Annotated in this window: 15 protein-coding genes; all 15 read right to left on the reverse strand. The window is 67.8% G+C overall.

What is annotated here, in order from left to right; genetic code table 11:
• Window positions 1–81: 81 nt before the first annotated feature.
• Window positions 82–882 (reverse strand): hypothetical protein, encoded by an 801-nt coding sequence (locus C8E83_RS13135; protein ID WP_121370308.1) that lies wholly within the window; start codon window positions 880–882, stop codon window positions 82–84.
• Window positions 883–884: 2 nt separating this feature from the next.
• Window positions 885–1997 (reverse strand): hypothetical protein, encoded by a 1113-nt coding sequence (locus C8E83_RS13140; protein ID WP_121370309.1) that lies wholly within the window; start codon window positions 1995–1997, stop codon window positions 885–887.
• Window positions 1994–3043 (reverse strand): type IV pilus assembly protein PilM, encoded by a 1050-nt coding sequence (gene pilM / locus C8E83_RS13145; RefSeq protein WP_121370310.1) that lies wholly within the window; start codon window positions 3041–3043, stop codon window positions 1994–1996. Before pilM ends, C8E83_RS13140 begins: the two co-directional genes overlap by 4 nt.
• Before the next feature lie 37 nt (window positions 3044–3080).
• Window positions 3081–3914 carry a prepilin peptidase gene (locus tag C8E83_RS13150; RefSeq protein WP_121370311.1) on the reverse strand — a complete coding sequence of 278 codons (834 nt, stop codon included), beginning with the start codon at window positions 3912–3914 and terminating at the stop codon, window positions 3081–3083.
• Complete coding sequence (locus C8E83_RS13155) at window positions 3911–5809, reverse strand: hypothetical protein (protein ID WP_121370312.1); 1899 nt, start codon at window positions 5807–5809, stop codon at window positions 3911–3913. The genes C8E83_RS13150 and C8E83_RS13155 overlap by 4 nt, the downstream gene beginning before the upstream one ends.
• Complete coding sequence (locus C8E83_RS19555) at window positions 5806–6513, reverse strand: PulJ/GspJ family protein (RefSeq protein WP_170159935.1); 708 nt, start codon at window positions 6511–6513, stop codon at window positions 5806–5808. Before C8E83_RS19555 ends, C8E83_RS13155 begins: the two co-directional genes overlap by 4 nt.
• Window positions 6510–7886 carry a type IV pilus modification PilV family protein gene (locus tag C8E83_RS13160; RefSeq protein ID WP_121371905.1) on the reverse strand — a complete coding sequence of 459 codons (1377 nt, stop codon included), beginning with the start codon at window positions 7884–7886 and terminating at the stop codon, window positions 6510–6512. The genes C8E83_RS19555 and C8E83_RS13160 overlap by 4 nt, the downstream gene beginning before the upstream one ends.
• A gap of 120 nt (window positions 7887–8006) precedes the next feature.
• Window positions 8007–8477, reverse strand: coding sequence for a type II secretion system protein (locus C8E83_RS20075; RefSeq protein ID WP_425454767.1), 471 nt, complete (start codon window positions 8475–8477; stop codon window positions 8007–8009).
• Between the two features lie 284 nt (window positions 8478–8761).
• Window positions 8762–9253, reverse strand: a complete 492-nt coding sequence (locus C8E83_RS19915) for a type II secretion system protein (protein WP_245981670.1) — start codon at window positions 9251–9253, stop codon at window positions 8762–8764.
• 28 nt (window positions 9254–9281) lie between these two features.
• Window positions 9282–10508 carry a type II secretion system F family protein gene (locus tag C8E83_RS13175; protein ID WP_121370313.1) on the reverse strand — a complete coding sequence of 409 codons (1227 nt, stop codon included), beginning with the start codon at window positions 10506–10508 and terminating at the stop codon, window positions 9282–9284.
• Complete coding sequence (locus C8E83_RS13180) at window positions 10508–12145, reverse strand: type IV pilus twitching motility protein PilT (protein ID WP_281270815.1); 1638 nt, start codon at window positions 12143–12145, stop codon at window positions 10508–10510. Before C8E83_RS13180 ends, C8E83_RS13175 begins: the two co-directional genes overlap by 1 nt.
• 61 nt (window positions 12146–12206) lie before the next feature.
• Window positions 12207–13874 (reverse strand): GspE/PulE family protein, encoded by a 1668-nt coding sequence (locus C8E83_RS13185; RefSeq protein ID WP_121370314.1) that lies wholly within the window; start codon window positions 13872–13874, stop codon window positions 12207–12209.
• Between the two features lie 239 nt (window positions 13875–14113).
• Entirely contained in the window at window positions 14114–17995 is a 3882-nt protein-coding gene (locus C8E83_RS13190) for a DNA-directed RNA polymerase subunit beta' (protein ID WP_121370315.1), read from the reverse strand.
• A 45-nt stretch (window positions 17996–18040) separates the two neighbouring features.
• Entirely contained in the window at window positions 18041–21532 is a 3492-nt protein-coding gene (rpoB, locus tag C8E83_RS13195) for a DNA-directed RNA polymerase subunit beta (protein ID WP_121370316.1), read from the reverse strand.
• 302 nt (window positions 21533–21834) lie between these two features.
• Window positions 21835–22482, reverse strand: a complete 648-nt coding sequence (locus C8E83_RS13200; RefSeq protein ID WP_121371907.1) for a LysE/ArgO family amino acid transporter — start codon at window positions 22480–22482, stop codon at window positions 21835–21837.
• Window positions 22483–22551 lie beyond the last annotated feature (69 nt).

A 22551-nucleotide genomic window follows, 5' to 3' on the forward strand; every position in this document is an offset into this window, starting at 1 on the left:
GACCATAAATAGAGCCGGGGACCGGTCGATCGGGACCTCCGACCGGTCCGCGGCGGCTTGGGGCCGCCGGCCCGGCCGGGGCTACTTGCCCGCGGCCGAGTCGGTGGTCGAGCTGTCGGACGCCGTGCCGGACGCCGTCGACGAGGTGGTCGACTGCTGCTCCTGCGTGGCGCTCGTGGAGTCGGTCAGCGCGTAGATGAGGCCGCCGAAGGTCCATGTCGGGGCGCTGCTCGTGGTTCCGTCGCTCCCGGCCGGCGTGACCGTGATCGACGTCACCAGGAAGAGGCGCTTCCCGTCGCGAAGTCCCTGGAGGTACGCGATGGCCTGAGTGTACGAACCCTTGATCTCCATCGACACGGGGATGTCGGTGAAGTTCGCCGCGGTGATGAGCGGCGACGTGGCCACGGTCGGCGCCTGCGGCGTGGTAGCCGTGGGCGTCGGAGCCGCGGTGGCGGTCGCGGAGGCGGAGGGCGACGCGGACGCGGACGCCGTGGCCGTCGACGTCGTGGACGCGGCGGGCGTCGACGAGACGGGGGCGGCGTAGGCGGCGGGCGTGCCGAACGTGATGTTGCTCACGGTCACGTTCGTCGAGTCGGCGATGCCGTTCAGCTCGGTGATGAAGGTGTCCGACGCGACGTCGCTGGGGACCGCCTCGCGCTTCGACGCGAGTTGCGCCCGGAGCGAGTCGATCTTCTCGAACTGGCTCTTGAGCTTCGCGAGATTGGTGTCGAGCGACTCGTTCTGCGTGGTGACGGACTGCTCCTGTGCGTGAGCCGTGCTGGCCGCGCTCAGCTTGGGCTGGATTCCGAGGAAGAACCCGCCGGCGATGACCACCACCGCGGCGAGGGCCGCCGCGATCGTCAGAAGGCGATTGCGATCCATGATCAGCTTCCCTTCGTGTAGGCGTTCGAGAACGCCTTCTTGTTGATGTGGAGGGTGACGGTCGACGTGTACACACCATCGGACAGGGCGACCGTGCCGGCCGTCGCGTCCTCGTAGCCCTTGATCTTGGTCAGGTTCTCGAGCCAGGTCGGCACCGACGGGAGCGAGGTGCTCGTGGCCGTCAGTGTCAGCGTTGCGACGCGCTGGCCCTCGAGCGGCGACGAGGCCTGGGCGTAGGCCTGGACGCTCGACGCGGAGTCGACGTTCACGCCGCTCAGCTGAGCTCCCGACGGGACCGTGAGCGCCACCGCGGCGAGGTAGCCGGGCCAGTCGATGTCGGTCGATCCGCCGACCTTCAGGGAGGCCTGGACCAGGTCCACCTGGTCCTGGACCGTCTGCGCCTGCGAGTACTTCTGCGCTTCGAGGTTGAGGCGCGTCGTGGAGGCCTGAGCCGTGGTCAGAGCGTTCGCTGCGCCCTGCGAGTAGACGGTCGCACCGCCGATGGCCAGGGCCACGATGACGACGACGACTCCCACTCCGAGCCAGGCACGACGCACGTTGTTCGCGGCCTTGCGCTCGATGCGGACCTCCTGCGGAAGCAGGTCCACGCGGGGCTGGCCGCCGATGGCGATCACGCCCTTCTTCTCGCGCGGTGCCGCGGCCGCCTTCGGTGCTCTCGCGGCACGGCCGGAGCCGGTGCGCTGCTCGGCCGGAGGTGCCGGGGCGTCGAGCACGCTGGTGGCGGTCGTCGCGAGAGGCGCGGCGACGGACTCCGCCGGGGCGAGGGGTGCCGCGACCGAGGCGGCAGGGGCCAGCGGAACCGCGACCGGAGCCGAGAGCGCGGGCGACGTCGGCACGATGACCGACGAGGCCGCGGGCGCCCCGAATCCGGGTGCCAGGGCGGGGGCCTGCGCAGGAGCAGCCGAGGCCGCCGCCTTGCGCTGCTGACGGGCGGAGGGGGCCTTGTCGGCCTTCACGCGAGGAGCCTTTTCGGCCTTCAGCCGCGGGGTCTTCTCGGCCTTCACGCGAGGGGCCTTGGCGACCTTCTCCTTGGCGACGGGCGCCTGCCCGCTCTCGGCCGCACGCTGGGCGGCCTTGGTCAGGTAGAACTTCATGCTGCGCTCCCGAGTGCCAGGCCGATCGCGGTGGTGAGCGACGGGACGGAGGGACGAAGGGCCTGCTCGTTGACGGAGCGGGCGACGGAGACGCTCTGCAGCGGGTCGCCGGGGACGACCTTGAGGCGCGTGACCTCGGCGAGCGCCGCGGGGAGGCCGATCAGCTGGGCGCCGCCGCCGGTGAGCACGATGTGGCTGACGTGCTCGTGCGGACGGGTGTTGGCGTAGTAGCTGATGGTGTTGCGGAGGCTGCCCAGGAGCTCGTTGACGGTCTCGAAGATGACCGCCGAGGCCGTCTTGTCCTCCTTCGTGGCCGACGAGGCGACGAGGCCGAGGGTGCGCTTGGCGCCCTCGGCGAGCTCGGCGGGGATCTCGAGGCGGCTGGTGAGGTCACGGGTGACGTCGTCACCGCCCGAGGGGATGATGCGGACGAACTGCGGCACGCCGTTCGAGAGCAGGACGACCGAGGTGGTCGAGGCTCCGATGTCGACGAGGGCGACGGTGCCGCCGTTGTTCTGGCGGTTCACCAGGAGCCGCGACACGGCGAACGGGATGAGGTCGACCCCGACGGCGGTGAGGCCGGCGAGCTTCGACGCCCGGACGTTGCCGAGCACGGCGTCCTTCACGGCTGCGATGAGCAGGCCGTTGATGACTGGGCCGTGCTCTCCGATGCCCTCGGAGACCGGGTAGAAGTCGAGGAGGGCGTCGGCGACGGGCACCGGAAGCATGTCCTGGACCTGGAAGGGCAGGGACTCCTTGATGCGGGCCTTGGACGCCTTGGCGACGGTGAGGTCGCGGGCGAGCACGCGCTGGTTGCCCATGCCGAGCACCACCTGCTTGCTCTTGAATCCGGCCTGCGACCAGAGGGCCTTCAGGGAGTTGGCGACGGTCTGCGCTTCGACGACCTCGCCGCGGCTCACGCTGCCGGCCGGCAGCGGCACCTCGCCGAAGCGCACGAGGGTGGGCTTCGCCGAGGTCGGGTTGGCGATCTCCACCGCGCGCAGCGAGGCTGCACCGATGTCGACGCCGACGATGGACTTGCTCATGGCTGGTTTCTCCTGGGAGGGGTGGGCGGGGGCGCGGTCAGGCCGCGCCGATTGCGGTGAGGTAGCCGTGGAACACGGCCTGGCCGGCGAAGACGCCGATCCACGCGCCAACGAGCATCCAGGGACCGAAGGGGATCCCGCCCTTCCTCCCCACGCGCTTGAGGGCGATCAGCACGATGGCGAAGACGCCACCGACGAGGAAGGCCGCGAAGGCTCCCACGATGAGGGGACCCCAACCCAGGAAGCCCAGGTAGAGGCCGAGGACGCCGGCGAGCTTGATGTCGCCGAAGCCCATGCCCGCGGGATACACGAATGCGATCCCGAAGTAGAAGACGAAGAGCGCCGCGCCGCCGATGAGGGTGCGCAGGAGCCCGCCGAAGTCGCCCGTGAGCACGTCGGCCGCGCCGAGCATCGCGATCGCCACCGCGTACGACGGCAGCACGATGCGGTTCGGAAGACGGTGGTGCTCGGCGTCGATGATGCCGAGGGCGAGGCTGATGGCGGCGAGATAGAGGAACGCCGCCAGCTCGAGGAGGCGCGAGGCGACGTGCAGGCCGTCCGAGGGCAGGCCGGCGGCCGGCCAGAAGCGGATCGCCACGATCAGGAAGAAGGCGCCGGTGGCGGCCTCGACGATCGGGTAGCGACCCGAGATCGGGGTCCTGCAGTCGCGGCACTTTCCGCGGAGGACGAACCAGCTGAGCACGGGCACGTTGTCGTAGGCGCGGATCTCGGAGTGGCAGTTCGGGCAGGCCGAGGCGGGGTGCGAGACCGACATGCCGTTGGGCACGCGGTAGACGACCACGTTGAGGAACGAGCCGATGGCCAGGCCGAAGACGGCGGCGAGGAGGGTCGAGAACAGGGCGAGGCTCATGACATCGGCGCCCCACTCGCGCTGAACGCGGTCTTGACCTCGGTCGTGGACGTGATGCCGTAGGTGGTCGACACCGGCGAGAGGAACTTCGGCGGTGCTTCGAAGGCGAGGCGCGGGTCGTACGAGTAGTTCTTCGTGTAGCCGGTGTTCACCGTGCCGTTGCCGCCCGACGTCGCGACCGGGCCACGGTACTTCTGCACGATGGAGCCGTAGACGTTCAGGTTGCCCTTGGGGTTGCCCGAGTCGGCCGAGTAGTTCTCGACGGTGAACGAGTGCGCGACCGACATGATGGCGGCGTCGATGGTGCGGTCCGACTGGGACTCGTCGAGCAGCGCGTTCGTGTGCTGCGTCGTGCCCGTGCAGGTGGCCGGCTTCTTGCTCGTGCCGCAGGAGTAGGTGTAGGTCGTCGTGTAGTTGCCGATGGGGTTGTACACGTAGACGTTGTTCTGACCGATGAGGCCGAGCAGGTCGTTCGCCGCGGTCGCCGTGTCGTAGGTGATGTCGCCCGTGATGTAGACGTAGTTGTTGGCCGCGATCGTGACGTCGCCGTTCACCGTGCCCTGCACGAACGCGTCGCCGTTCTTGCAGCTGTACGACGTGCTCGACGGCGCCGTCTCGTTGACGGCCGGGAATCCGACCCCGTTGCCGACGGTCGAGCCGTCCGCGCCCGTGCAGGTGTAGTTCTGCGGGAGGCCCGCCGAGGTGAAGAACTTCGAATTGCCGGGGCCGGTCTTGGCCGACGTGTTCGGGTAGTTCGGGTCGGTGGACGTGGTCGGGACGTTCTGGACGTAGACGAGGTTCTGCGGGACGACGTTGAACGTCTGGCCGCCGGGGCTTCCGAGGGTGTTGCCCGCCGACGTGTAGCCGGGGGTGCCGCACTGCGAGCTGACCGATCCCGAGGTCGCGGGGCTGCCGGCGATGTTGGTGTACTGCGTCCACGGCGAGTAGACGGTCCAGGTGCCGTCGCCGTTGAAGGTGAACGTCGTCGGGCCGGTGTAGAGGCAGCCGGGGCGCGGGACCGTCGAGGCGGTGAGGTCGCTCCGCGTCTCCTGGATCAGCGAGCCGATGGTCGACGGCATCTGAAGAAGGGGCGTGTAGGTGGGCTTGCTGATGCCGAACGTCGGCGTGCTGTTGCAGCCGGAGGGCACGACGTAGCCGTTCGGCACGGTGCTCGTCGGGGCCGAGGTGGTGACGGTGTTGTTGAACGTCGAGCCGCAGACCGTCAGAGTGTCGTTGCTGTGGACCGGACCGGAGATCGTGTCGCCCGCGGCGAACTGGATGATGCTGCACTTCGACGAGAGGCTGGCCGCCCACTGGTAGGTCGACGTGGTGGGGCATCCCGTCGTCGAGGTGGCGGGATCTCCGAACTCCATGTCGGTGAAGTACATGTAGTCGAGGAAGCCCGACTGCTTGAGGCTGGCGACCACCGTGCGCGTCGTCGTGCCGACCTTGCCCGTGGACTGGACGCGGAGGACGCCCGTCTTCGAGTACTGCGTGTTGTCGACGGCGTAGCGGTAGCTGGGGCCGGTCGCGTTGGACGGATCGACGGGCTCCCACGACACGAAGGCGGGGTTGTTGTTCGTGCTCGTGAAGGTGCTGTCCTTGCTGAACGCCGAGGCCGTGGTGCCGTACTGGCTGTAGCTGTTGTCGTTGGCGAGCTTGGCCTGGTAGTCCTCGACGCCCGCGTAGGCGGCCTGGCCGGCCGCGACCCAGTTCACGTCGGTCTGAGCCTTCGTGGTGCCCGAGACCGAGACGGTGACGACCGTCGCGCTCATGAGGAGCAGGGCGGCGCCGAAGATGAGGACGGTGGCGAGGGCCATGCCACGCTCGTCGGACCGGTCGCCGAGCAGACGGGCGAGGCGACGCCCGATTCGAAAGCGGAGGAAGGTGATCATTGGGCTGTCCTGGAGACATTCAGGTTGGGGAGGCCGACGATGTTGGTCAGCAGCGTGGACTGGCTGGCCGTGTTGGCCGTTCCGACCTGGAGGTTGACCTGCACGGCCGCGATGGCCGCGACGTTGGGGACGGCGCCGTTCGACATGGTGATCGCAGCGTTGTTCGTGTCGATGTACGTGAACAGGTTGGGGCCGCCGGCCGAGGGCAGCACGATCGGCGAGGCGACGACGCGGGTGGTCGCCGGCGTCGAGTTCGTGGACGGGAAGACGTAGTAGCCGTTCGTGAGCGTCGGCTGCCAGGTCTGCTCGATGAGGCTGGTGCCCGAGACGCTGAACTGCACCATCTCGGGCGACGAGGCCGACGTCGACGAGGTGTTGATGCTCGTGTAGAGGAGCATCGTGTTGGAGCCGGCCGTCGCGAATGCGGGCGCGGGCGCCGTCTGGTTGGCGACGCCGTTGGTGACCGCCCCGCGGATCACACGCGTGAGCTCGTTGATGCCGTTCGACGCGGAACCGGTGGTGTTGGTGATCTGCTTGTTCGTGACGCTCGCCGTGTTGGCGCTGACGAAGAAGCCGACGGTCATGGCGAGCAGGATCGAGAAGACCATCATGGCCACCAGCAGCTCGACGAGCGAGATTCCGCGATCCTGCGCCCGGTCGGAGCCGGTGACGGTCGCGAGGCGGCGACGGAAGGCGGCGATCACGGGGTCACCCCGCGCGGGTCGAGGGTGACGGTGCTGTCGCTGTTGACGACGCCCGCCGTCTTGACGGACGACGGCTTCACCACGATGAGCGCAGCTGTGGTGATGCGCCACGTGCCGAACGGGAGGGCGATGACGGGCGAGCCGGAAAGGGATCCGAAGCTGTAGGTGACGGCCGTCGAGCAGCCCGGGTCGCCGTTGGCGCTCGTGTTGACCTGGGTCGCCTGCAGGCTCAGCGTGCCAGACAGGGCGGGGAGCTGCACGACGCCCATCGGCACGTTGATCGTCGCCGTGCCGCCGGGCGAGGTCGGAGCCTGGAAGCTCGTGCCGACCTGCTTGGACGAGTTCTGCGTGATCCAGGCGCCGGGATCCACATTGACGCACGGTGTGTTCGACACGGTGCCGGAGCTGCCCACGATCGGCGCCACGTACGCGCCGGTCTCGTAGGTGTAGCCGCTCGTGAAGGGGAAAAGCGACACCGACGGGGTCGTCGCAGTCGTCTTGGCGCCCAGCTGGAACAGGTCCACGCCGCCCGTGGTGCTGTTGAACGTGGTGTCGAGGTTGGTGGGGAGCGTGGCCGTGCCGGAGTAGTTGCTCGCGTACTTGAGGGTCACGGTCGCGGCCGTGTCGTAGGTGAAGGGAACGGACGTCGCGGTGCCCGCGGTGACGACGACGGGGGTCGTGACCGGAGTGGTCGCCTGCGTGTAGTCGATGCCGTTCGCCCGGTTGATCGACACGGTGTAGTTGCCGGGCGTCACCTTGAGCGCGTACGTGCAGCCGTTCGAGTCGGTCACGGCGGGGGTGGCCACGGCGGCCGCGCCGTTGGGGTTGGACGACGCCGGGGCGATCGAGACGGAGACGCCCGAGGCGCCGCTGCCGTCGGCAGCTGTGACCGCCACGATGATGGTGCCGAGGGTGGGGTCGTTGAGACGGCTGTTCGGCGCGAGGTTGGTCGTCGAGACGACGGGGTTCGTCGTGCCGCTGCCCGGCCAGCTGACGGTGACCTTGACGATCTTGTACTGGAGCGTGCCGCTGCCGGTTCCACAGGCGTTCGACGTCGTGGCCGACGTCGACCAGGAGACCTTGCGAGCGATCGTGTAGGGGGTGTTCTGGACCGTGGTGGTCCAGGTCTTGGTCTGCACGTTCATGATGTCGGAGACCGAGCGGTCGAGGTCGAGATCCTGCGAGGCGAGGTTCTCGGCGACGGCGCGCGAGCGGGAGTCGCGCGTGATGACCAGGGAGTTCGTGATCGCGCCGGCGACGGTGAGGGCGATGATCGAGAAGACAGCGAGGGCGACGATGACCTCGATGAGCGTGAATCCCTCGTCGAGGGACGCCGACCTGTCGGAGCCGAGGATCTGGCGGATGCGCTTCATGGTGGTCACCCCCTTCGGGTGTGTGTCGCGAAGAAGAAGTCAGAGTGTGATGCGGGGTGGTGCTGATCCGGGCTCAGGGCGGACACCGTGTCGGTGCCCGCCCTGAGGCTCGGGATGGAACTAGGAGATGGTGCAGGCGGTGGTGCTGACACCCGACGACGCGGTGGCGTAGTAGGTGTTGCCGCCGGCGCTGATGCCGATGATGCAGAAGCTGTCGGTGGCCGAGGGGCCGTAGTTCAGCGACGTGGTGTTGCTGGAGAAGGTGGCGCCGGCCTGCGAGTAGGTCTGCGTCGAGCCGGTGATGGTCGGGAAGCTCGAGGCGCTCGTGATGGCGGCCGAGAACTTGCCGGGCAGGGCGTTGTTCGTGGTCTGCAGCGAGACGATGGCCGTCTTGAGGTTGGTGACGTCGTTCTGCGTGGCGGCGTTCTTGGCGTTGTTCTGGACACCGAGGTAGACCGGGATCGCGATCGCGGCGAGGATGCCGATGATGATCACGACGACGAGGAGCTCGATAAGGGTGAAGCCCTTGTCGTCCTGCGTGGCGAGGTTCTTGCGGCGAGCGTTGAGCTTGCCCATGAGAGTGAAGTACATGACGTGTCTTCCTGTCGGGATGGTTGGGTTGGGGGGTCTTGCTTTGTGCGATGTGGAGGCAAGCTCTGCCTGCCAAGAGAGACGCTATTGGCGAGGTACAGGGGTGCAGAATCCCTTACTCGGGGGGTTTTCGGCGTTTTCGTGTCCCCAGTCCGGGGCCCTCCCTTTCGGGTGAAACCCCAGTTGAGGGGCGACTTTCGACCTGGCCGCAGACCCCCCGGACGAGGCACGGAAACGCCCCGCCGCTCACAGGAGCGACGGGGCGCGAAAACGACGGATGTCGCCTAGGGTGCTGTCGACACGACCGTGGACGAGTAGGCTCCCGCTGTCGTGCAGGACCCCTTCTGGACGCCGGCCTGATCGGTGACGGCGAAACTGCTGCCGGTCACCGACGAGATGCCCAGCAGGCAGAAGCCCGTCGACGAGGGATAGAAGGTGAGACTCTTCGTCGAGGCGCCCCAGGTGGCCGTGCCGCCGGGAAGAGCCGTGGCCAGCCCGGCCGATGTCGTGTAGGACTGCTTGGTCGTGGCGTACGCGGTTCCCTGGGTCGCCTGAGCGCTGAGCACCGCCGACTTGAAGTTGCCGACGTCCGACTGCAGGCTCGAGTCCTTGGCGTTGTTCTGCACGCCGAGGTACACGGGGATGGCGATCGCGGCGAGGATGCCGATGATGATCACCACGACCAGGAGCTCGATCAGGGTGAAGCCCTCGTCGGGCTCCTGGAACATCGCCTTTCGACGGCGTCGTGCGACGTCGAGTGTCAGGGCGGTGGGCATGGGGGTGTCCTGTCGTGGTGCGTCGGGCTCAGTGGATGAGCGAGGTGATCTGGAAGATCGGCATGTAGAGGGCGACGATCATGCCGCCGACGACGACGCCGAGGAAGGCGATGAGCAGCGGCTCGATGAGCGACGTGAGGGCCTCGGTGGTGGCCTGGACCTCGGCGTCGTAGAACGACGCGATCTTCTCGAGCATCGTCTCGAGCGAACCGGAGTCCTCGCCGACGGAGATCATCTGCGTGACCATCATCGGGAACACCTCGGTCTCGGTGAGCGGCGAGGCGATCGACTCGCCCTGGCGAACCGACTCGGCGACCTGGATCAGGGCCTTCTCGAGCACGTAGTTGCCCGACACCTCGCCGACGATGCGCAGCGCGGTGAGGATCGGCACGCCGGCGCCGATCATGTTCGAGAAGTTGCGGCTGAAGCGCGCGATGGCGATCTTCTGGCCGAGGGGGCCGAAGACGGGGAGCCGGAGCTTCAGCGGGTCGACGAAGGCGCGGACCTTCTCGTCGTTCTTGTGGCCGCGCCACCAGGCCGAGAAGGCGATGATCGCGACGATCAGGGGCGGGAGCACCCACGGCATGGCGTGCGACAGGTCGACCAGGATCTGAGTCGGCAGCGGCAGCTGTCCGCCCAGCGAGGAGAACATCTTGGCGAAGATCGGCACGATGAAGGTCAGCATGATGACGACGGCGGCCAGCGACATGCACAGCACCACGACCGGGTAGGTCATCGCCGACTTGATGGTGCCCATCAGCTTGACCTCCTTCTCGAAGTTGGTGGCCAGCGAGTCGAGGGCGCCCTCGAGGAAGCCGCCGGTCTCACCCGCGCGCACCATGTTGATCATGATCGGCGGGAGGTACTGGGCGTGCTTGCCGACGGCGTCGGAGAACGAGACACCGGTCTCGACGTCTTCGCGGATCTCGGTGAGGATCTTCGCGAGCTTCGGGTTCTCGGTCTGCTCGGACAGGATCGACAGGGTGCGCAGCAGCGACAGACCCGAGCCGATCATCGTCGACATCTGCCGGCTCATGATCGCGAGGTCTTTGAGCTTCACGCCCTTCGAGAGGCCCGGGATGGAGATCTCGCGCTGGAGCCCGGTGCTCGACGACTCGGTGATCGCGATCGGCGAGACGCCCATCGTGCGCAGGCGGGTGACGACCGCGCCCTCGCTGGATGCCTCGAGCTTGCCCTTGACGACCTTGCCGGCGGCGTCGCGGCCGCGGTAGGCGAAGGTGAGTGCTGCAGCCATCAGTGCTGTCCTCCCGAGAAGGCGTCACCGAAGTCGATGCCGCCGCCCATCATGTTGTTCGCGTTGCCGGTCTCGACACGCGTGACGAGGCGGTGGAAGCCCTCCTCGTCGTGGACCTTCTCCATGGCCGCCTTGAGGGTGACCGTGCCCGCGTTGACGAGGTCGGCGAGATCCTGGTCCATGGTGTGCATGCCCAGGTCGCGGCCCGCCTGCATCGACGAGGCGATCTGGTAGGTCTTGCCCTCGCGGATCAGGTTGCCGACGGCCGGGGTCATCATCATGACCTCGGTCGCGACGACGCGGCCCTTGCCGGAGGCGCGGGGCACGAGGGTCTGGCAGACGACGCCCTGGAGCGTCGAGGCGAGCTGCGTGCGCACCTGGTCCTGCTGGTGCGGCGGGAACACGTCGATCACACGGTCGATGGTCTGCGCGGCGTCCTGGGTGTGCAGGGTCGCGAAGACGAGGTGGCCGGTCTCGGCGGCGGTCAGCGCCACCGAGATGGTCTCGAGGTCGCGGAGCTCGCCGATGAGGATCACGTCGGGGTCCTGGCGCAGCACGTGCTTGAGCGCGTTCGCGAAGCTGTGCGTGTCGCCGCCGACCTCGCGCTGGTTGACGATCGACTTCTTGTGGTTGTGCATGAACTCGATCGGGTCTTCCACCGTCACGATGTGGTCGGCACGGGTCGAGTTCGCGAGGTCGATGAGGGCCGCGAGGGTCGTCGACTTGCCGGAGCCGGTGGGCCCGGTCACGAGGACGAGGCCGCGGGGCAGACCGGCGAACTTGCCGAGGTCGGGGTCGATGCCGAGCTGCTCGAGCGTCTTGATCTCGGTGGGGATGAGACGGAAGACGGCGCCGAGTGAGCCGCGCTGCTGGAAGAAGTTCACACGGAATCGGCTGTCGGCCGAGATCGTGTACGCGAAGTCGAGCTCGAGCTCGCGGTCGAAGTCGGCGAGGCGCTCTGGGGTCAGCAGGCTCGTGAGCGCGGCGCGGACCTTGTGGCGGTCCCAGGGCGCGGGCGAGATGGCCGGCTGCAGGCTGCCGTCGACACGGAGGGTCGGCGGGGCGTCGACGGTCACGTGGAGGTCGGAGCCGCCCTGGCGGACCACCTGGCACAGCGCCTCGATGAGGTCCTTGTCGGCCTTGGTCGCGGCGTGCTCGGCCAGCTCGACGTGCACGGCGGCACCGTTCGGGTCGAAGCCCGCAGGAGCAGCGGGCATCACCCTCGTGGTCGGAGCCGGGGCCGCGTCCAGGTCGAACACGGGGGCCGCGGCACTCGGCGCCGGCAGATCGAAGACGGCCGCGGCGGGCGCCTCATGCGCCTCGGCGACGGGCGCGGGGGCCGACCACGACTGCGGCGACGGGTACGACGACGGAGGCCACGCGGGCGAGTCGGTCGGCGCGGGGAGGTCGAACACCTTGGCCGAGCCGGGCGCGTGCGCCGACGACGGCGTGAAGGAGCGCTCGGGGGCGCCGAACTCGTCGGTCGCGGGCTCGTGCTCGCGGTTCCAGCGGCGGCTGCCCACGGGCGCGGGCGACCAGCCGCCGGCCGCGGGGACGTCGGTGGCATCGTCGAGCGAGTACACGGGGCGGTGCGCGCCCTCTGCCGGGGTCGGCAGGTCGTACAGCGGGTCACTCATCGGTGGTTTTCCTTCGTGGTGGGTGTGTGCAGTCTCGGTTCGGTCTCGGCAGCCCCTGCGGCTACGCGACGACCCGGAGGATCTCTTCGACGCTGGTGAGGCCCATCTTGGCTTTCTCCCAGCCGTCCTGGCGGAGGGTCAACATGCCCTGTTCCTGGGCGAGTCGGCCGATCTCGGCGCTGGAGGCGCGCTTCACGGCGAGGCGTTCGATGTCTTCGGTCACGCTCATGACCTCGTGGAGGGCCACGCGGCCGCGGTAGCCCGTGTTGGAGCAGGACTGGCAGCCGACCGGCTCGTAGATGGTCGGCATGGGCTGGTCGGGGTCGACGTGGAACTTGAGCGCGTTCAGGGCGATCGGCGTGTAGTCGGCCGGCATCTTGCACCGGTCGCAGAGGCGACGGGCGAGGCGCTGGGCGACGACGCAGTCGAGGGCGGAGCCGACGAGGAACGGCTCGATGTCCATCTCGGTGAGGCGGACGACGGCGCTGGGGGCGTCGTTCGTGTGGAGGGTCGACAGCACGAGGTGGCCGGTCAGCGAAGCCTCGATGGCGATCTGGGCGGTCTCGTGGTCGCGGATCTCACCAAGGAGCACGACGTCGGGGTCGGAGCGCAGGATGCTGCGGAGCGCGCTGGCGAACGTGAGGCCCGCCTTCGGGTTGACCTGCACCTGGTTGATGCCGGGCATCCGGTACTCGACCGGGTCCTCGACGGTGATGACGTTGATCTCGGGGCGGGCGACGGCGTTCAGCGTCGTGTAGAGCGTGGTCGACTTGCCGGAGCCGGTGGGCCCGGTGACGAGGATCATCCCGTAGGGCTTCGAGTACGACTCGGCGTACACGTCGAAGTTGCGCTCGAGGAGGTTCAGGTCGCGCAGGTTCATCGACGTGTTCGTGTTGTCGAGGATTCGCATGACGACCTTCTCGCCCCACACCGTGGGGAGGGTCGCGACGCGGAGGTCGATCTGCCGGTTGCCGTGGCGCACCGACATGCGGCCGTCCTGAGGCTTGCGACGCTCGGCGATGTCGATGTCGCTCATGATCTTGAGGCGGGAGATGACGCCGTTCTGGATCGACTTCGGGGCCGGCTGCATCTCGTGCAGCACGCCGTCGATGCGGTAGCGGACCCGCACCTCGCTCTCGCCGGGCTCGATGTGGATGTCGGAGGCCTGGTCCTGGATCGCCTGGCTGACGAGGAGGTTCACGAAGCGGACGATCGGGACGTCGTCGTCGGGGCCGTTCGCGATGTCCATCGCGCCCTGCTCGGACGCGCTCGACTCCTCCTCGAGGGTCGACGTGAGGTCGTTGAGCTCGTCGTCGGCGCGGAGGTAGCGGTCGATGGCGGTCTTGAGGTCGCCCTTCTCGGCCATGACCCACTCGATGGGCATGCGGGAGGCGGCGCGCACGTCGTCGAGGGCGAACACGTTGCCGGCGTCCGACACGGCGACGAGCAGGAGGCCGTCGTGGATGGCGATGGGCAGCGCGTTGTGGCGGCGACAGACCGCGGCCGACACCATGGTGACGGCGTTGCGGTCGACGGGGTAGTCGAGGAGCTCGACGAAGTCCATGTTGGCGGCCTGGGCGCGGGCCTTGGCGATCTGGAGTTCCGAGACGACGCCGCGCTCGAGCAGGTCGCGCACCGACGCCTCTTCGTCGGACGGATTCGACATCAGGTCGAGCTGCTCGATCGGCAGGAGACCGTGCAAGATCAAGATCTCGGTCATCGACGCCATACGGAACCTCCAGTGGACAGTGGGGGCCGCACCGCTATCCGGATGCGTGCGGCCCTGCCCGACATGGGTGGTCAGGCTCAGCCAGCATCGCGTCTTCCCGAGGAGGGGGCCATATCCCAAAGGGAGTGGCACCCCTGCGGGGGTGACGGTCGCCGGGGAGGTGTTCCGCTGCTCCTGCGCCCGGACACGACGAAGGCCCCGCCGCACGGATGTGCGACGGGGCCTTCGATCGTGACTGTTTAGTTGTAGGTCCCCGGCGTGAAGTCGTCCGACGAGAAGCTGTCGAAGTCGACGAAGCTCAGGTCGGCCTCGTTGAACGAGGCGTCGTCGGTGAACACGCGGTTCGGGTAGCGCTCGGCCTTCGCCTCTTCGGTGGCCTCGACGGCCACGTCGCGGTAGCGGCTGAGGCCGGTACCGGCCGGGATCAGCTTTCCGATGATGACGTTCTCCTTCAGGCCCATCAGCGGGTCGGACTTGCCCTCCATGGCGGCCTGCGTGAGCACACGCGTGGTCTCCTGGAACGACGCGGCCGACAGCCACGACTCGGTCGCGAGCGACGCCTTGGTGATACCGAGGACCTCCTGACGAGCCGAAGCCGTCTTCTTGCCCTCGGTCAGGGCGGCGCGGTTGATCTCGTTGTAGCGCATCCGGTCGACCAGCTCACCGGGCAGGAGGTCGGTGTCGCCGTGGTCGACGACCGTCACCTTGCGGAGCATCTGGCGGACGATGACCTCGATGTGCTTGTCGTGGATCGGCACACCCTGCGACCGGTAGACATCCTGCACGCCGCCCACGAGGTGCTGCTGCACCGCACGGACGCCCTTGACTCGCAGGACCTCCTTCGGGTCGACGGTGCCGGCGATGATCTGCTGACCGAGCTCGACGTGCTGGCCGTCCTCGATGAGGAGGGTCGAGCGCTTGAGCACCGGGTAGATCACCGGCTCGTCGCCGTTGTCGGGGGTGAGGATCACGCGGCGGGCACGGTCGGTGTCCTCGATCGTGACGCGACCGGCCGAGTCGGCGATCGGGGACGCACCCTTGGGGGTACGGGCCTCGAACAGCTCGGTCACGCGGGGAAGACCCTGCGTGATGTCGTCGGCCGAAGCCGAGCCACCGGTGTGGAAGGTGCGCATCGTGAGCTGCGTGCCGGGCTCGCCGATCGACTGGGCCGCGATGATGCCGACGGCCTCGCCGATGTCGACCAGGTTGCCGGTCGCGAGCGAACGGCCGTAGCACTTCGCGCAGACGCCGACGGCGGACTCGCAGGTGAGCACCGAGCGGACCTTGATGGTCTCGACGCCCGCGGCGACCAGCTGGTCGATCAGGACGTCGCCCACGTCGGAGCCGGCCTCGGCGACGACGGTGCCCTTCGGGTCGACGGCGTCGGCCGCGAGGGTGCGGGCGTAGACCGTGTTCTCGACGGAGGCGTCGCGCACCAGGGTGCCGGTGGAGTCGGGCGCCGCGATGAGCATGTCGAGGCCGCGCGTGGTGCCGCAGTCATCTTCGCGGATGATGACGTCCTGCGACACGTCGACGAGACGACGGGTCAGGTAGCCCGAGTCGGCCGTACGGAGAGCCGTGTCGGCCAGACCCTTGCGGGCACCGTGCGTCGCGATGAAGTACTCCGCCACCGACAGACCCTCGCGGTACGAGGAGATGATCGGACGGGGGATGATGTCACCCTTCGGGTTGTTCACCAGACCGCGCATACCGGCGATGTTGCGCACCTGCAGCCAGTTGCCACGAGCACCCGAGGTCACCATGCGGTTGATGGTGTTGCTCTTCGGGAAGTTCTCGCGCATGGCGGCGGCGACCTCGTTGGTGGCCTCGGTCCAGATCTTGATCAGGTCGGCGCGGCGCTCCGCGTCGGAGATCAGACCCTTGTCGAACTCGCCCTGGACGGCCGCGGCCTGCTTCTCGTAGCCCGCCACGATCGCCGGCTTGGTCGGCGGCGTGAGGATGTCGGAGAGAGCGACCGTGACACCGGACCGCGAGGCCCAGTAGAAGCCGGCGTCCTTGATGTTGTCGAGGGCGGCGGCCACGGCGACCTTGGGGTAGCGCTCGGCGAGGTCGTTGACGATCGTCGAGAGGACGCCCTTGTCGGTGACCTCCTGCACGAACGGGTAGTCGCTCGGCAGAGCCTCGTTGAACAGCGCGCGACCGAGCGTGGTCTCGACGAGAGTGGTCTCGCCTTCGACGTAGCCCGCAGGCGCCTTGCCCTCGGCGAAGGTCAGACCCGGGATGCGGATCTTGACGACGGCGTTGAGGTCGAGCGTGCCCTGGTCCTTCGCGAGGATCGCCTCGGAGACGGACGAGAACGCACGGCCCTCGCCGGTCGCACCCTCGGTCACGGTCGTCAGGTGGTGCAGACCGATGATCATGTCCTGTGCGGGCAGGGTCACCGGGCGGCCGTCCGACGGCTTGAGGATGTTGTTCGACGCCAGCATCAGGATGCGGGCCTCGGCCTGGGCCTCGACGCTCAGCGGGAGGTGGACGGCCATCTGGTCGCCGTCGAAGTCCGCGTTGAACGCGGCGCAGACGAGCGGGTGCAGCTGGATCGCCTTGCCCTCGACGAGGAGCGGCTCGAACGCCTGGATGCCCAGACGGTGCAGCGTGGGTGCGCGGTTCAGCAGCACGGGGCGCTCGCGGATGATCTCCTCGAGGACGTCCCACACCTGCGGGCGCGAACGCTCGACCATGCGCTTGGCGCTCTTGATGTTCTGAGCGTGGCTGAGGTCGATGAGGCGCTTGATGACGAACGGCTTGAACAGCTCGAGAGCCATCTGCTTGGGCAGACCGCACTGGTGCAGCTTCAGCGTCGGGCCGACGATGATGACCGAACGGCCCGAGTAGTCGACGCGCTTGCCCAGCAGGTTCTGGCGGAAGCGACCCTGCTTGCCCTTGAGCATGTCGCTCAGGGACTTGAGGGCGCGGTTGCCGGTACCGGTGACGGGACGACCGCGGCGGCCGTTGTCGAACAGGGCGTCGACGGCCTCCTGCAGCATGCGCTTCTCATTGTTCACGATGATCTCGGGGGCACCGAGGTCGAGGAGACGACGAAGACGGTTGTTGCGGTTGATCACGCGACGGTAGAGGTCGTTGAGGTCGGAGGTCGCGAAGCGGCCGCCGTCGAGCTGCACCATGGGGCGGAGCTCCGGCGGGATCACCGGGACGACCTCGAGCACCATCGCCGACGGCGAGTTGCCGGTCGAGAGGAACGACGAGACGACGCGGAGGCGCTTGATGGCGCGGATCTTCTTCTGACCCTTGCCGTTCGCGATCTGGTCGTGGAGGATCTCCGCCTCGGCCTCGAGGTCGAACGACTCGAGGCGCTTCTGGATCGCCTCGGCGCCCATGTGGGCCTCGAAGTAGATGCCGAAGCGGTCCTGGAGCTCGTGGAACACGGCGTCCTCGGGCTTGAGGTCGCCGACCTTGAGGTTGCGGAAGTCCTCCCACACGCGCTCGAGACGGGCGATGTCCTCGTCGAACGCCTTGCGCGTCTGCGACATCTCCTTCTCGGCGCCGTCCTTGGCACGGCGCTTCTGGTCGCTCTTGGCGCCCTCCGCCTCGAGGGCGGCGAGGTCGTCCTCGAGCTTCTTCATGCGGTCGGCGACGCGGCTGTCGCGCTGCGACTCGAGCTGCTTGATCTCGAGTCGGAGCTCGTTCTCGAGGCCGGGCATGTCGGCGTGACGGCCCTCCTCGTCGACCGAGATGACCATGTAGGCCGCGAAGTAGATGACCTTCTCGAGGTCCTTCGGAGCCATGTCGAGCAGGTAGCCGAGGCGCGACGGAACACCCTTGAAGTACCAGATGTGCGTGACGGGCGCGGCGAGCTCGATGTGGCCCATGCGCTCACGACGGACCGAGGACTTCGTGACCTCGACGCCGCAGCGCTCGCAGACGATGCCCTTGAACCGGACGCGCTTGTACTTGCCGCACGCGCACTCCCAGTCGCGGCTGGGTCCGAAGATCTGCTCGCCGAACAGGCCGTCCTTCTCGGGCTTCAGCGTGCGGTAGTTGATGGTCTCGGGCTTCTTGACCTCACCGTGCGACCAGGCGCGGATGTTCTCGCTGGTCGCGAGGCCGATCCGCAGCTCATCGAAAGTTGTTGCTTCGAGCAATGTGTAATCCCTTTGTCGAAAAGTTTCTGTACCGGAGGGTGAGGCTTAGATCTCGTCGATGTTCGACGACTCGAAGCGGGAGGAGATGTTGATGCCGAGCTCTTCCGCAGCGCGGAACACCTCGTCGTCGTTGTCGCGGAGGCTGACCGTCGTGCCGTCGGCCGACAGCACCTCGACGTTCAGGCAGAGCGACTGCATCTCCTTGATGAGCACCTTGAAGGACTCGGGGATGCCGGGCTCCTGGATGTTCTCGCCCTTGACGATCGCCTCGTAGACCTTCACGCGGCCGAGGATGTCGTCGGACTTGATGGTCAGGAGCTCCTGCAGGGCGTACGCGGCGCCGTAGGCCTCGAGGGCCCACACCTCCATCTCGCCGAAGCGCTGGCCACCGAACTGCGCCTTACCACCCAGCGGCTGCTGCGTGATCATCGAGTACGGGCCGGTCGAACGAGCGTGGATCTTGTCGTCGACCAGGTGGTGCAGCTTCAGGATGTACATGTAGCCGACCGAGACGGGCTCGGGGAACGGCTCGCCGGAGCGGCCGTCGAAGAGCTGCGCCTTGCCGGACGAGCCGATGAGGCGCTCGCCGTCGCGGGTGACGAGGGTCGAGTCGAGCAGACCCGCGATCTCGTCCTCCGAGGCGCCGTCGAACACCGGGGTGGCGACCTTCGTGCCGGCAGGAGCCGAGAGGGCCTCCTTGGGCAGGTTCTCGGCCCACTCCTGGATCCCCTCGACGTTCCAGCCCTGCTTGGCGATCCACCCGAGGTGGATCTCGAGCACCTGGCCGAAGTTCATTCGACCGGGCACGCCCAGCGGGTTGAGGATGATGTCGACCGGGGTTCCGTCGGCGAGGAACGGCATGTCCTCCACGGGGAGGATCGTCGAGATGACGCCCTTGTTGCCGTGGCGGCCGGCGAGCTTGTCGCCCGCCGTGATCTTGCGCTTCTGGGCGATGTAGACGACCACGCGCTGGTTGACGCCGGAGCCGAGCTCGTCGTCGCCGTCCTGCGCGTCGAAGACCTTGACGCCGATGATGGTGCCCTGCTCGCCGTGCGGCACCTTGAGGGAGGTGTCGCGGACTTCGCGGCTCTTCTCGTTGAAGATCGCGCGCAGCAGGCGCTCCTCGGCGCTCAGCTCGGTCTCGCCCTTCGGCGTGACCTTGCCGACGAGGATGTCGCCGGGGCGGACCTCGGCGCCGATGCGGATGATGCCGCGCTCGTCGAGGTCGGCCAGCAGGTCGGGGCTGACGTTGGGGAGGTCACGGGTGATCTCCTCCTTACCCAGCTTCGTGTCGCGGGCGTCGACCTCGTACTCCTCGATGTGGATCGAGGAGAGCGTGTCGTCCTTCACCAGGTTCTGGCTCAGGATCATCGCGTCTTCGTAGTTGTAGCCCTCCCACGGCATGAACGCCACGAGGAGGTTCTTGCCGAGCGCGAGCTCGCCGTTCTCGGTCGCGGGACCGTCGGCGAGGACCTCGCCGACCTCGACGCGCTGGCCGGCGTCGACGATCACGCGGTGGTTGTACGACGCACCCTGGTTCGAGCGGTCGAACTTGCGCAGGTAGTAGTCCTGCGTGCCGCCCTCGTCGAGCTGTACGGTGACGACGTCGGCCGAGACCTCGGAGACGACACCGGCCTTCTCGGCGGTGACGACGTCGCCGGCGTCGATGGCGGTGTAGCCCTCCATGCCGGTGCCGACGAGCGGCGACTCGCTGCGGACCAGCGGGACCGCCTGGCGCTGCATGTTCGCACCCATGAGGGCGCGGTTCGCGTCGTCGTGCTCGAGGAACGGGATGAGCGACGTCGCGACCGACACCATCTGGCGCGGCGAGACGTCCATGTAGTCGACCTCGTCCTTGCCGACGAGCTCGACCTCGCCGCCCTTCTTGCGGACGAGGACCTTCTCGTCGACGAAGTTGAACTTGTCGTCGAGAGGCGCGTTCGCCTGGGCGACGACGTAGTCGTCCTCCTCGGAGGCGGTGAGGTAGTCGATCGTCGTCGTGACGTTGCCCTTGTTCACGCGGCGGTACGGCGTCTCGATGAAGCCGAAGGAGTTGATGCGGGCGAACGACGCGAGCGAGCCGATCAGACCGATGTTCGGGCCTTCAGGGGTCTCGATCGGGCACATGCGGCCGTAGTGCGACGGGTGGACGTCGCGGACCTCGACGCCGGCGCGCTCACGCGACAGACCGCCGGGGCCGAGGGCCGAGAGGCGGCGCTTGTGGGTCAGGCCCGACAGCGGGTTGTTCTGGTCCATGAACTGCGAGAGCTGCGAGGTGCCGAAGAACTCCTTGATCGCGGCGACGACGGGTCGCACGTTGATCAGGGTCTGCGGAGTGATCGCCTCGATGTCCTGCGTGGTCATGCGCTCGCGGACGACGCGCTCCATGCGCGACAGACCGGTGCGGACCTGGTTCTGGATGAGCTCGCCGACGGCGCGGATGCGACGGTTGCCGAAGTGGTCGATGTCGTCGACGTCGAGGCGGATCTCGACCGGCTCGCCGTCGCGGACGCCGGAGATGGTCTTCTGCTCGGCGTGGAGCGACACCAGGTACTTGATGGTCTTGACGATGTCCTCGACCGTGAGCACCGAGTCGGTGAGCGGGGCGTCCATGCCCAGCTTGCGGTTGATCTTGTAGCGACCCACCTTGGCCAGGTCGTAGCGCTTCGGGTTGAAGTAGAAGTTGTCGAGGAGCGCGCGCGCGGCCTCGGCAGCGACCTGCTCGCCCGGACGGAGCTTGCGGTAGATGTCCTTGAGCGCTTCCTCCTTGGTGAGGATGGCGTCCTTCTCGAGGGTCGCCTCGATCGACGCAAAGCCCTTGAACTCCTCGAGGATCTCCTCGCTCGTGAGGCCGAGGGCCTTGAGGAAGACGGTGACGCTCTGCTTGCGCTTGCGGTCGATGCGCACGCCGACCTGGTCGCGCTTGTCGATCTCGAACTCGAGCCAGGCGCCGCGCGACGGGATGATGCGCGACGAGTAGACGTCCTTGTCGGAGGTCTTCTCGGGCGTGCGGTCGAAGTAGACGCCGGGCGAGCGGACGAGCTGCGACACGACGACGCGCTCGGTGCCGTTGATGATGAACGTGCCGCGCTCGGTCATGAGCGGGAAGTCGCCCATGAACACGGTCTGCGTCTTGATCTCGCCGGTGAGGTGATTCATGAACTCGGCGTTCACGTACAGCGGGGCGGCGTAGGTCTTGCCGCGCTCCTTGCACTCGTCGATCGAGTACTTGGGCTCTTCGAGCTCAGGCGCCGTGAACGAGAGCTGCATGGTCTCGCCGAGGTCTTCGATCGGGGAGATCTCCTCGAAGATCTCCTCCAGGCCGGAGTTCACCGCGAGGTCGGTGCGGCCCTGGGCCTGACCCTCGGCCAACCGCGTCTTCCACACGTCGTTGCCGACGAGCCAGTCGAAGCTCTCCGTCTGGAGGGCCAGGAGGTCGGGGACGGTCAGCGTGTCGGTGATCTTCGCGAACGAGAGGCGCGATGCGGCGCGGCCGTTCTTCGGTGAATTGGTGGATGCGTTGGGCGCAGCAGCCAAGGAAACTACCTCCGTGGCCCCAAGAGGGACCTATGTCGTCTGTCGGACAGTACGTTGTGGTGTTCTGCTCAGGTGAGACTCTGCTCACCTGAGGTCGTGCGACCCCGGTGCCCTGGAGTCGTGAGACTCAGACGGGACAGCCACTGATTCGCCGCGATATTCGAATCAGGCTCCAGACGACCGCAATATGACGACTGAACGCACGGGTAGCGCAAGGGTCAAGCATAGTTCGACGCGACGCGCCTTGTCTACCTGATCGTTGACCTTTTTTGCGAACACCTGTATAAGCGGCCGAGCGGCCGTCACATTCCCACCGCCAGGTGCACTCCGAGGGCGACCATCACGACGGCGATGATCCCGTCGAGCACGCGCCAGGCTGCCGGCCGGGCGAAGACGGGGCGCAGGAGCCGCGCGCCGAATCCGAGCGCCGAGAACCACAGGAACGAGCCGAGGACCGCGCCCGCGGCGAAGAACCAGCGCGCGTCGGGCCCCTGGTGGTTGGCGACGGAGCCGAGGAACAGCACGGTGTCGAGGTACACGTGGGGGTTCAGCCACGTGAAGGCGAGGGCGGTGACGATCGCCTTTCGGAGGGCGGAGGTGTCGGATCCTGCGCCCCGGGGGTTCGTGACGTCGTCGGCGGGGTCGAGCGAGCCGGGTCGGAACGCGCGGCGGGCGGCCATCAGCCCATAGACGATGAGGAACCCCGAGCCGATCACCCGGATCACGATCAGCGCGACCGGCGCCGCCTGGATCAGCGCGCCGATGCCGGCGACGCCCGCCGAGATGAGCACCGCGTCGGAGAGCGCGCAGATCGCGACGACCGGCGCGATGACCTTCGCCCGACCGGCGATGCCGAGCCGCAGCACGAACGCGTTCTGCGCGCCGATCGCCACGATGAGCGACAGGCCGGTGGCGAGGCCGAGCAGGGCGGCGAGGGCGGGCGAGGTCATGGCCCCCACGCTAGGGAGCGCGCTGCATGAAGTACAGCTCACTTTTCTGATGCTGCGTAAGCTCTGCTT

The organism is Frondihabitans australicus (assembly GCF_003634555.1).
Taxonomy (GTDB): domain Bacteria; phylum Actinomycetota; class Actinomycetes; order Actinomycetales; family Microbacteriaceae; genus Frondihabitans; species Frondihabitans australicus.